This is a genomic window from Saliphagus infecundisoli (assembly GCF_020177375.1).
Lineage (GTDB): Archaea > Halobacteriota > Halobacteria > Halobacteriales > Natrialbaceae > Saliphagus > Saliphagus infecundisoli.
In genome coordinates this window covers 1-12119 of the sequence record NZ_JAIWHV010000033.1, presented here as the reverse complement: position 1 = coordinate 12119, position 12119 = coordinate 1, and the positions used below count along the sequence as shown (strand labels likewise).

The window sequence follows — 12119 nt, the reverse complement described above, 5'->3', positions numbered from 1 at the left end:
ACGAGGAAGCGTCGCAGTCGGCGGCGGTCAGCCGCCGACGCGACGGTGTTGTCACTGATCGGCAGGGCGGGCTCGGTCACCAGTTATCGGTGGAATCGGTCATCCGGTGGGCGGTTTGCGGGGACGGCCCGACGCGCTGCGAGGGCCGTCCACGCCGCCCGAATTACCATATCGACGAACTCCTCAAAGGGCCACCACCAGAGGCGACGCCCGCCACGGCGGGGCGTCGCCACGTACTCCCAGGGAGGAACCGCCAGACGTTTTGGATCAGCAGGCTGACCACGACGAACAACAGCCGTCTCATCGGATCTTTCGTCGTTGTCGAGATCAGCGTTGACTCCGAAAGCCGATAGCTCGCTTCGATCCCGAACCGTTTGCTGTAATGGGATCGAGCCTGTCGTGGTTCGTCGACAAACGGCGCGTCGACGGCGTGAGTGGTTGGCGTAACCTTTGAGCGTTCCAGATGTGCAAACTCCCTCTCGTCATCCCTTGGGCCCCGGTCTCCGTGACTGGATGTTCAAACGTTGCGCAGAGCACTCTAGCCGTGACGCGCCACCCCGTTCTCATCGTATCGTCCGTTCTTGTACGTACAATCGATCATCACGGGGAATTCGACAGTCCACTCGTGGTCTCCATAGGACGTCGTGAGATCGTGAGAGATCTCACGACTCCACCCTTGGTTGAGTTCGGCCTCGATCTTGCTGCCCCATTTGATGATCGGGACGATGTACGCGAAATTGTGCGCTTGAAGCAACGTGAGACACTTGCCGTCGTAGAAGCCGCTGTCGAGATAGACCGCTTTGACGTCGAACTCGAAGCTGTTGAGCAGTCCAAGGAACTCCGCGAGAACGTCGCTGGCGGTATCGCCGTCGGTGAGACGGCGCACCGCCAGCGTGTAGCGTTTGTTGTTCACGCGTGCATAGAGGGTATAGCATAGGCGTGGAATGCAGTCGTTCCACGCTTGGCCTCGGAGTGATACAGACCGTCCGTTTCGTCTTCATCACCGTAGTAGGGCCGCAGGTGGAGGTCAGCGACGACCTCCACCTGCTCGGGAAGCGTCTCGAGGACATCCTGTTGAAGGGGCGTGTTGCCTGTCGATTCGACGGTTTCGAGGTCGAACTTGGTGCGTAGATGGTGGAGGACGTCGTTACCGGAGGGTGACCCGTCGGTCTTCTTGCAGAGTGAGGAGATCGAGGTCCCGTCGGCGGTCGCGCCGACGAGGACCTCGAAGATCTCTTCAGAATCAATCTCAGCGTTCTCGCCGAGTTCGAGCGAGAACGCGCCGGCGAGAACGTTGACGAGAAAGTTAAGAAGCTGGTCCTCGTGGATTTCACCGTCTGCTTGCTGTGGGTTCTTAGGCCATCGGTGTTCGGTTAAGCTGAGAAACCAAGAGACTCCGCTCTGTTGATGACGTTATCGTTGTAGACCGCGTGGGAAGAGGTTGTGCTAACGGAACTCTCCCCAGACCTCATTCGACGGCGGTTGACTTCTCTCTTTCCAGCAGAGCTTATCGAAGACATCGCGCACGAGCGAGATGTCGTTCAGCGCAAACGCACAATCGACATCACGGTGCTCGTCTGGACGCTGATCATGGGCTTCGCCGTCGACGGCGAAGCCCGTACCATCGCCGGATTTCAGCGAGCCTACTCCGCAGCGACCAACCAGACTGTTGCTCGCTCCAGCTTCTACGACCGCTTCACACCAGCACTTGCGACATTGTTGAGCGACCTCCTCGAGCACGCTCTCGAGGAGGTCGCGGTTCCTCACACGATCGCTCCACGGTTCGAGTTGTTCCGCGAAGTGCTGATCGCCGATGCAACCATCTTCCGGTTGCATCGGCTCCTCAGCGAGTTTCCCGCGACTCACTCCGATCAGTCCGGCGCAAAGCTTCATCTCGTCCATAACGCCACTACACAGAGCCTCGAACAGTTCCAGCTCACCGATGAGCGCACTCAGGAGAGCAGCCAGCTCCGTACGGGGAGCTGGCTGCGAGGCCGGTTGTTGCTGTTCGACCTCGGCTTCTACAGTTTCCGCCGATTCGCGTTGATCGAGGAAAACGGCGGAGTCTTTCTGACGCGGTTGAAGTCGAACGCGAATCCATTGATCGTCGGAGAGCGGCGGAAATGGCGTGGTCGCGCCATTTCCTTGCCAAACCGCCGTCTCCAGGACGTTCTGGGAGATCTCAGACGTGAGATCGTGGACGTGACTGTGGAGATCACGTTCAAGCGACGGGCGTACGCTGGGAACCAATCAACCGGCACGATGGAATTCCGCGTCGTCGGTGTCCGCAACGAGGACACCGACGACTACCATCTGTACGTGACGAATCTGCCCGATGAGTTCACTCCACGGCAGGTTGCAGCGTTGTATGGGTTGCGGTGGGAGGTGGAGTTGCTGTTTCGGGAGTTGAAATCAGTGTACGGGCTGGAGAAGTTCCAGACAAGCGATCCAGCGATCGTGGAACTGCTGGTTGTGGCGGCTCTGCTGACGCTTGTGGTCAGCAGAGCCTTGCTTGGCATGTTTCAGGAGTTGTTTCCCGAGACGGTGTTTCCGCGGGAACGCTGGGCGAGGACCTTGCGGTCTCTCGCCCAGCTCATCCTCGAAGATTTGGCCCAGTCGTTCGGACATCCACCGCCGAACCTGTCGGAATTGATGTTCCGTGACGCTCGTCAACCAGAGAAATCACGCCTCTTACTCAGCGAACGAGTGGCTGAAGCCTTCACGAGACCACCCAGTGCTTAACCGAACACCGATGGTTCTTAGGCACAACGTCAGCAAGCAGACGTCTCAACTAACCGGCTTCGTGAAGTACTGAGTCTGAAACGCCAGTCTTGCCCAACCGCCGAGATAGTAAAAGGAGCGTTCAAACCAGTAAATTGATAAGCGATTTCTGAAGAATACCCTCATGAACCGGATTCGGTCTGGCCTTTCTTTCATCCTTTTGGGTTTATTATGGGGGAGTTCATTCGTTGCAATTGAGGCAGGACTTCCCTACTTTCCACCAATTATATTCGCAGCACTCCGATACTACGTTGCTGGAGCAGCGATCCTTGTGTTTGCTATGATAACTACCGAATACTGGCGACCTCGCTCTCACCAAGATTGGCTCGTTATTCTGATTGCAGGTGCGTTCATCATCGGAGGCCATCATGCGTTTTTGTATATTGGGCAACAATATATTTCTGGAACCATGGCAGCAATTATCATCAGTTTGGGGCCTATTCTTACCATGATGTTCGCGACACTCCTATTGGATGAATCCTTGACTGTGAGGCGTATCGTTGGATTGATCCTTGGGTTCATTGGTGTAACTCTAATAGCTGGCCCGGCTGATTTGCTTATGATTACAACTAGTGTGCTTGGGAGCGGTTTAGTATTCCTTGCAGCATCGGCTTTTGCGTTAGGCTCCGTTCTTACTCGTCCTTATCGAACCACGATGCCAGTTCAGAGTATGCAAGCATGGGCGATGCTTCTGGGTGCAGGACTGCTCCATATTGTTGGGGTCGGAACAGGTGAACATTTGGAAGCGATTCAATGGACACCCTCTGCGGTCGTTTCACTGGCCCATCTTAGTCTTATTTCTGGAGCAGTTGCGTTTCTCCTTTATTTCCAGTTACTGGATCAGCATGGTCCAGCAGAAATTAATCTCATCGGCTATTTCGAGCCCGTTGCTGCGGCGCTCTTGAGTTGGGTGATTTTCGGTCGGCTAGTAGATCTCCCAACTGCCACCGGTTTTATCGCGATATTCGGTGGGTTTCTCCTTATCAAACAGAAATTGGTGAAACAATTAATTCCAATCATGAGAAGAATGTGATCATATTTTAAATTATAGATGGTGGCACGAAGAAGAGTACGACACCGACGAACTCCAGGCTGCACTGGCTGATGCCAGCTTCGACAGTCAGGACAACCGTGAGTTCTGGCAAAACCGACTTTACTGCCCGTTTCTGACGTTGTCCAATCCCCGCAGATCGTCGCCGGTAGCGACGATCAAGGACCTTATCAAAGACCACCGCGAGGAGATCGACACTCTCTACGACGCGCTGGAACGGCTTCCATAAGAGCAGCTCTCTGATAGGGTCGGATGTAAGTCATTGCACTGCCGATCGCAATACGGTCGTACGATCGATCGGTAAATAGTTACATCCGACCCTATGAGTATATGCTGTCACTGGCGTGATCGGCTAAACTTCGGGCTATTCAAATTGGCAGATGCAAGATGGTGAATGTGACCAAAGACGATACTCACGATCAAGTCGTTCCTGGGAGCGACGAGACTATCGATGCCCCTGACGTCCGGGGCTACGACTTCCGTGGCCCCTTCGATTTTGGGGACTTACTGGAATCGTACGCCACGACCGGGTTTCAAGCTACTCAGCTGGCAGAGGCGATCGACATCGCCGAACGAATGCAGGATGCAGATGCGACGATCTATCTCACGTTCACCTCGAACATTGTTTCCTCTGGACTGCGAGAAGTCGTCGCCTACTTGGTGAGCGAAGGATTTGTTGACGTCCTTATTACGACATCTGGGTCGCTAACGGAGGATGTCATCAAAACAGCAAAGCCGTTTAAGATGGGCGAATGGAACGCAGACGAGAGTGATCTTCGAGAGCGAGGAATCAACCGCTTAGGGAATATTTTCGTTCCATCAGATCGATACGTCTGGCTTGAGGAATATCTGTATGAATTCTTTGAGGAATTCTTCTCAGAGAAGAAGATTCGTACGCCAACGGCATTTGCCCGCGAACTAGGACATACGCTTGACGACAAAGACTCGGTGTTAAAGCAGGCGGCGGACAACAACGTTCCCGTCTATTGCCCGGCCCTGACTGATGCTGAAGTGGGGAATTTCCTTTATTACTACCGTCAGAGTCACGATTCTGAGGTCGGTATCGAGATTCTGGATGATTACGACTCGCTCATTGAAAACGGACTGCTCGCAGACGAGACCGGGCTCTTCGCAGTAGGTGGTGGAGTTCCAAAGCATCACGCTATTATGACAAACCTGTTCAGGGGCGGTGCGGATTACGTCGTATACATTTCGACCGGTGTCGAGGGTGATGGATCACTATCGGGTGCGCCACCGAACGAGGCAGTGTCGTGGGGAAAAATCAAAGATAATGATACGAACTACACGCAAGTTGAAGCGGAAGCGACACTCGTATTTCCGCTAATCGTCGCTAATGCCTTCAAACAATGAGGTCGTGTCGCAGAGTTTTCTAGACGTTGCTCCCGACGTCAAAAACATGCTTCAGCCGATCTCCAACTACGCTGTTTAAACGCCGTGCACCCGGTGCATACGATGTTGGAGGAGAGAGGCGGATACCAGTCGCTACTGAGTCTGTCCAAAAATAATAATTTTGTTGGTGAATTGGGATAATAAATGCTATAATCGCTTCTAAGGCCGTGGAATCCGGCCCAATATTGTTTTTCGAACAGGATCTACAACACGACGCTCACCTCGATAGATCGTAACACCAATTCCGCTGGCGGATCACATACCGACCAACGATGGACGAGGTGTCTGCCCGGGTCTTCCTTCCACCACGTGATCGATGCTTTGAACGTCTCCGTCTCGCCCGTTTCGGCGAGACGGTGACGTGTGTCCATTGCGGGGAAGATGCTGTCGTCAAACGCGGGACGACCGACAAGGACGCTCAGCAGTACTGGTGCAAGGCGTGTGAGACATACTTCAGCGACCTCACGAAGACGATTTTCTGGCAGCATCGCTTCGGACTCGAAGAGATGTTCTACATCGTCAAGGAGATGCGATCTGAGCCGACCGCTCAGATCGCTCGGGACCTCGATCGAGACTACGAAGCCGTTCTCAACTTCGTCCACAAAGTCCAGGACGTCAGCGGTGATATCGACGAGTTCGACCTTTACGACGTGTGCGAAGCTGACGAGGTCTACGTCACAGCTGGTGAGAAAGGACTCGAAGACGAGGATGGGAGTCCGCGCGAGCGCGGACTCTCAAAAAGGGGCGCGGAACCTTCGAATCAGACAAACCGCCAGTACTGACACTCGTCCGTCGCTCCGGCGGATGAGTTCGGTTTCTCGTCTGTGAAGATCTGCAAGACGCTGACGAGGATATCGCCGAGTACGGCGATGGAAGCGTCATCCTCTGTACTGACGACTACGCGATCTACGACGATATCAGGAGACGGAGGGGGTGGACGGTCATCTGGCCGTCACCCACTCCGATACCTACGTGATCGGTGACGCCCACATAATACCATCCGATACCTATTCTTCTCTGGACAATTATCATGATAATTTATTGTAAATTGCTGATAGACGGAATTATTATTCACTTGGCCAAAAGAAATTTATTTAGGGGTGTGGCCGAACTAATATGGATTCTTCAGGCAATCAGAGTCAGGTATATCAAAAGGAATTCAACTGGGAACAAACACTTCCAAGTGTCGCGGTCGCCTATACGATTGCAGCCCTCGAGAACACAGACGTAAAGGCCATACCCCCGCTCTATGAGTACCTCGATCCCCAATCTCTCGATTCGCTTGTTACAGATAGTGTAGAAGCCAGAATTTCATTTACAGCATATGGATATACGATCGACCTCGTTGATTCAACAGTGGTAGTCAAGGATTCGTGAACTACCGTTCTCACGGATGTCAGCCGGGTGTGGTTCCTCGCAGTCATTTTTGATCTGTCGCAAAGCAGTCTATAGTTTCGTGTTGTAGCGACTGGTGTCCGTCCTCTCACTCCTTCAAAATCGTATGCAACGGGTGCACGACGTTTAAACAGCGTCGTAGGACATCGGCTAAAGCATGTTTCTGGCATCGGGAGCAAAATCTAGCGGACTTTGCGACGCGACCAATGACTTGTGACCGGCCCTATGAATACATAGCTCCATTAGGTATTGATCGGCCGATGATTATCAGAAAGAGACGCTTGCCGGAAAAGGGGTATTGACTCAGGAGAAGAGGCCTCATGTATGCAGTCCTGTTCGTTTCTACTAGTCGTTGACCGATGACTTCCGGGGGCCCAGCAAAGAGCGGGGTAACCATCCGGCTGAAGACGAGCCAAGTGCAACCTACCGATTTATTGTTCGAACTAAGAGACGAGCCCCATGGACCGCCAGTCGGCCGTATCACAGGCGAAAATGGCCAAAACAGTGTTCAGTGAGAAAAATGTCACGTTCCTCGCGGGGAGCATTGCCTACAGCGCGTTCGTCTCGCTCGTCCCGTTGATCATGTTCGTACTTCTCGTCGTTTCGTTCGGCGCCCCCGAACTTCAACAAGAAGTGATCGATATTACGACCGATAGCGTCTCTCCATCGGTTGGTGGCGTCATTGAGGTGATGATCGAACAACAGTCGGATGCTGGTTCTGGATCGACCGTCACTGCCTCCATTATCGGAGTCCTCACGCTCGTCTGGGGTTCTCTCAAAGTGTTTCGGGGGATCGATACCGCGTTCTCGGAGATCTACGAGACGGTCGCTCATGACTCGTTCGTTGGTCAGATCAAAAAAGGGCTGTTGATGCTGCTGACACTGACGCTTGGAATTGTTGCGATGGTCGCGGCGACCAGCGTTGTTGCGCTCTTTTCATTCGTTTCGTTCATCGGAGCTGTCGTACCGCTTTTGCTCGTCGTTGGTCTCATCGTGGCGTTCTTCCCGATGTACTATCTGTTCCCGGATATTGACGTCGAGCCACGAGACGTGCTTCCGGGGACACTCGTCGGAGCCATCGGGTGGGCAGTCTTGCAGGTACTTTTCCAAGTGTATGTCTCCCTCAGCGGTGATTCGAGTAATCTGATCGCGAGTATCCTCTTGTTGGTCACATGGTTATATTTCAGCGGGGTTATCCTCCTTCTGGGCGCAGTCGTGAACGCTGTCGTCATCGACCGGGCAAGCGATATCGTTCGCACTCCGGTTGAGCCGACACTACTGGATGCAGAGATGAGTCGCGATGAACTCGCGGCCTATCTCCAGCAGCTCCAGACCGACCTTACCGGCCACTCTGGGGAGATCGGACAACTGGACGAAACGATGGCCGGCCCCCGGACGACGCCTCAAGAGACAATTTCCGTTGCCGAAGGCGTTCGAGACGGTGAGGAGGAGACAACGCATGAGGTCCGACTCAGGTGGCACTCGGAGAGCTCAACTCATAGGGATTAGCAGACTAGTTCATAGCTCCCTCATCGTACGGTTTTCCTAGTAGGCCGTTTTCCTCATGAGAACCTCCGAATATCCACGCGGATCCCTATCAGCAGTCATAAGAGGCGTGAACGGGCCGTTCAGGCGATAGACCCACCCCTTTCCAAACGACCATGTGGGAGTCCATCCTATCAGCACTCATGAGGCAGGCCGTTATCGTTGCGCTTGTTGCGGTGTTGTTACTGTTCGCCGGTTGTGCGGATAGCGCCGGCCAGGATGCGACACCCCAAACTGATGAGGGAGACACCGGTACTCCTCCTGACTCTACCGAAACTACCGAGACAGAGGAAGCAAATACGACTTCTACTCCTGCTGAGTCTAACGACAACGAGTCTTTAAACGAGACGCCATCGTCAGAGAATGAGACACACCTTTCAGAGAACGAAACCGCTCCCTCGGACGAAGTCAATGGTGAACTCGAAATCCATCATATCGACGTGGGGCAAGCCGATGCAACACTGATCATCGAACCCTCTGGGGAGACGATGCTGATCGATTCCGGCGACTGGCGACAAGGGGGCGAAGACGTCATTGCGTATCTCGAGAATCAGAACGTCAAGCGAATCGATCATCTCGTCTCGACCCATGCGGACGCCGATCATATCGGCGGTCACGACGCGATCATCGAGTACTACGAAACCGAACGAGAAGGGATCGGGGCCGTCTATGATTCAGGAGTGACCGCAACGAGCCAAACGTACGAGCGCTATCTCGATGCCATCGAGGAACACGACGTCGAGTTACTGACTGTCGACGAGAACGATAGTTTTGTGTTTGGTGACACGACTGTTGATGTCTTGAATCCACCAGCAGGCGACTCGGGATCGGACAAACAGTACAACAGTATCTCACTCACAATCGAGTTTGGCGAGTTCTCATATCTCACCACTGGCGATGCGGAGGCTGATGCCGAAGAACGGATGGCCGACGAGTATGGGGCCGCACTCGAATCCGATGTGTATCAAGCAGGCCACCACGGCTCATCGACATCCTCAACAGAGCCGTTCATGAATCAGGTCAACCCGGACGTAGCTATCATTTCGAGTGCCTACGACTCCCAGTACGGCCATCCCTCGGAATCGGTCCTCGAAGACTACGCGGCCCGGGAGATCGAGACATACTGGACCGGCGTTCACGGAACGATCGTGCTCACGAGCGATGGAGGAGACTACACGCTCGAAACCGAACACGAGTTTTCGACTGACGCCGAGGATCTCCTCGAGGAGAAACCAGCTGAAGAATCCCAAGAGCAGATCGCACCCCCGATTCATATGGATGCACCACCAGTAACACCCTAATGAGTGAGACATACACCGCCACCCTGGATCGCATCGAAGATGGACAGATAGCAGTGCTGCTACTGGAAGAAGACGGCGAGACTGTCGAGCAATTGGATGTCAATATCGAGCGACTTCCAGAGGATGGCCAACAGGAAGGAGCCGTTTTAGAAGTTTCAGTAGAAGAGGGGTCGCTTCAGACCGCGGAGTATCTGCCTGATGTGACCCAATCTCGGCGGAAATCCATCCAAGACCGATTTGATCGTCTTTCGTCGGACTTCTCTGAGCGGGAGTGAGGGCGCAATTTTGTTCGGATGCAGCTGACGAACAGGTCTTTCTATACCCCTCGAATGAAAGATAGTGGTGATTGGATAGAAAATACACAATATCACAATAACGATTAAGCGCCTCGGTATCGTCTCGCGAGAGTGGAGGTTTCACCAATGAGCTCAAATTTACCAGATCCCCAAGAGGTCAACGTCGACGACCTACAGACCCTGATCGAGAACATGCCGGAAGAAAAACGCCAACAGCTGATTTCGCAGCTCGATCTGGGCGATCTGGGTAGCGGCAACATCGGGCTGTAGTCCGACCCTATCGTTCCCAACGTCTTCTTTCCGGTCGCTACGAGAGAGGAGTAGCAGCGCGGTCGAAAGCGGTGGATGAGAAATTGAGAGAAGTGTGGGTGCTATCGATCCTTCGTCGGCCCTTTTGTTCTATCAGTCGTCAGTGGGTCCAGATGAGTCAAACTCATCGTTCGGCCCAGTGTCCGGTTCGTTGTTGAGCTCCGAGACACTTCCCCGTGCGTTTGCGACCCATCGGTCGATGTTCTCGGCGACGTAGTCTTTGCTTCCCCAGCCGACTCCGATCCCAATGCCGAGTGCGAGCGCTACACCCAGTGCACCGAAGAACGCTGTAACTGCTGCGGTGAAGAACGTTGTGAGGACGCCCGTCGCAAACCCGACTGTGTCGAGAGCGATCGTGATGGTGATGTAGTAGACGAACAACTTCACTCCGAGTCCAGCCAGCGATGTCAGACGGCTCCGATCCGTATTCGCCACGATCTCCTCGAGACGGTCAGCGAGAAAGACACCCACAATCAGGACAAGGATGCCCCCGATTAATGCCGGAATGAAGGCAGCAAAGTCGTTCAGCAACTCAGATAGCGCGGGTATCTGGACGATGTCCGCGACAGCAAGTGCTGTGAGGAAATAAATGAAGTACTCGACGAGACTCCCGATCGCGTTGCCAATCCCACCGGCGGACCGCGTGATATCCTCGAGAGGAGTTCCTCGTGCGTACGTCGAGAATCCAAACCCATCGACGATCTGTGCAACGAGATCACCAACGGTTCGCCCGATAATGAACCCGATGACGAGGACGATCGCTGCCGAAAAAATGAGCGGCAGAAATGCTCCGATCTCCGAGAACAATTCCGATAGTATCGAAATGCCCAGCACATCCGCCGCCGCGAGTGCGGCATAGAAATACACGATATACGCGATCAATGTCCCTATTGCGCTCGCGATCCCACCGTCTCGATCTACCGGCGTATTACGCGTATAGGTCGAGAGACCAATCCGCTCGAGAACCCGGGTCACGACCCGCCCGAGAATGCGCCCGAGTATCCACCCGATCAACAGGATGAGGATCGCACCGACAATCGCTGGGATGAACCCGACGATATCAGCCACGGTGTCTTGAAGATAATCCGGCACTTGGATTTGCAACACGGTGCGACTAGCTACTGCGATTGATGGTGTCGGTGATGTCATGTCTTCTCCGTACCACCCACCTGTTAGGTTAACCTGTGGTGGGTGCAATTGGAACGTCCATACCAACTATAGTAAAGACTATGGTGATTAACCAACATATATCTCGTTCTATCGGTATCATTCACTCTGAAATACGCCCGACTATATCGACGTGGGAAGGAATTGCAATCGAGCGAAGGATATGAAAATAACCGACAGCTAACTTATTGACCGGAAATTCGCTTCGTCAGTCGCCAGCAGACGTTTCAATCGTGCTTGAGTCTGTGACGGTAATGTCTCCGGTGAGCTCGGTGTTGGGATAGGGCATGTCGAGGCCTTCGGTATCGAAGCGTTGTTTGACTGCTTCGACAAAGCGAGCGCGGACGGCACCATAACTACTCTGATTGGTATCAATCCAAATCCGGCCCTGGAGCACGACTGCAGAGTCACCCAGTTCGGTCACAGGAGCTGTCGGGACGGGATCGGCGAGCACCCCCTCGGTCAGCTTCCCCTCGTCGATAATTGCCCGACGGGCTTGTTCGATATCGTCGTCATAGCCGATTCCAAATCCGACCGAGATACGGCGTGTGTCGTTCGCCTCGTTGTTGACCAGGGCTGCATTCGCAAGGTCACTGTTGGGTACCGTGACAAGCTGGTTGTCGAACGTATCGAGTTTCGTTACCCGGAGCTGGACCTCTCGCACCACACCCGAATTCCCATCCCACTCGATCCAATCACCAGTCGTGAACGGTTCATCCTGAATAATGAACACACCAGAGCCTGTCCAAGAAACATCGACAGAGAACTCACATGACGTAGACCTTATCTAGCAGAAACTCCTGTATAGCGTAAGGATTCATCCGTGACGTTCAATTTTATCCGATACGATCAAGATCAGCAACA

Annotated in this window: 9 protein-coding genes and 4 pseudogenes; 9 read left to right on the top strand and 4 right to left on the bottom strand. The window is 53.7% G+C overall.

Annotated elements, in window-relative coordinates:
• Positions 1–83: 83 nt before the first annotated feature.
• A pseudogene (locus LCF40_RS20220) lies at positions 84–433 on the bottom strand (ISH3 family transposase); the annotation flags it as partial.
• A gap of 108 nt (positions 434–541) precedes the next feature.
• A pseudogene (locus LCF40_RS20215) lies at positions 542–1329 on the bottom strand (ISH3 family transposase); the annotation flags it as partial.
• Between the two features lie 114 nt (positions 1330–1443).
• Here LCF40_RS20215 and LCF40_RS20210 point away from each other — a divergent pair.
• The 9 genes and pseudogenes from LCF40_RS20210 to LCF40_RS20170 all read left to right on the top strand — a co-directional run bounded on the left by LCF40_RS20210 (position 1444) and on the right by LCF40_RS20170 (position 10049).
• On the top strand, positions 1444–2742 hold the full coding sequence (locus LCF40_RS20210; RefSeq protein WP_224829959.1) for an IS4 family transposase: 1299 nt from the start codon (positions 1444–1446) through the stop codon (positions 2740–2742).
• 163 nt (positions 2743–2905) lie between these two features.
• The gene (locus LCF40_RS20205; RefSeq protein ID WP_224829958.1) at positions 2906–3814 is read left to right on the top strand and encodes a DMT family transporter; all 909 of its coding nucleotides are present in this window, start codon (positions 2906–2908) and stop codon (positions 3812–3814) included.
• A gap of 414 nt (positions 3815–4228) precedes the next feature.
• Positions 4229–5203, top strand: coding sequence for a deoxyhypusine synthase (locus LCF40_RS20200; RefSeq protein WP_224829957.1), 975 nt, complete (start codon positions 4229–4231; stop codon positions 5201–5203).
• Positions 5204–5514: 311 nt separating this feature from the next.
• Positions 5515–6232 (top strand): annotated as a pseudogene (locus LCF40_RS20195) (transposase); the annotation flags it as partial.
• A gap of 126 nt (positions 6233–6358) precedes the next feature.
• Positions 6359–6619, top strand: coding sequence for a HalOD1 output domain-containing protein (locus LCF40_RS20190; RefSeq protein ID WP_224829956.1), 261 nt, complete (start codon positions 6359–6361; stop codon positions 6617–6619).
• Positions 6620–7096: 477 nt separating this feature from the next.
• Positions 7097–8146, top strand: coding sequence for a YihY/virulence factor BrkB family protein (locus tag LCF40_RS20185; RefSeq protein ID WP_224829955.1), 1050 nt, complete (start codon positions 7097–7099; stop codon positions 8144–8146).
• A gap of 179 nt (positions 8147–8325) precedes the next feature.
• On the top strand, positions 8326–9483 hold the full coding sequence (locus LCF40_RS20180; RefSeq protein ID WP_224829954.1) for a ComEC/Rec2 family competence protein: 1158 nt from the start codon (positions 8326–8328) through the stop codon (positions 9481–9483).
• Positions 9483–9758 (top strand): DUF3006 domain-containing protein, encoded by a 276-nt coding sequence (locus LCF40_RS20175; protein WP_224829953.1) that lies wholly within the window; start codon positions 9483–9485, stop codon positions 9756–9758. Before LCF40_RS20180 ends, LCF40_RS20175 begins: the two co-directional genes overlap by 1 nt.
• A 132-nt stretch (positions 9759–9890) precedes the next feature.
• Entirely contained in the window at positions 9891–10049 is a 159-nt protein-coding gene (locus LCF40_RS20170) for a hypothetical protein (RefSeq protein ID WP_224829952.1), read from the top strand.
• A gap of 132 nt (positions 10050–10181) precedes the next feature.
• Here the strand turns inward: LCF40_RS20170 and LCF40_RS20165 are convergent, their stop codons facing one another.
• Entirely contained in the window at positions 10182–11237 is a 1056-nt protein-coding gene (locus LCF40_RS20165) for a mechanosensitive ion channel family protein (RefSeq protein WP_224829951.1), read from the bottom strand.
• A gap of 226 nt (positions 11238–11463) precedes the next feature.
• A pseudogene (locus LCF40_RS20160) lies at positions 11464–11994 on the bottom strand (mechanosensitive ion channel family protein); the annotation flags it as partial.
• Positions 11995–12119: the final 125 nt, after the last annotated feature.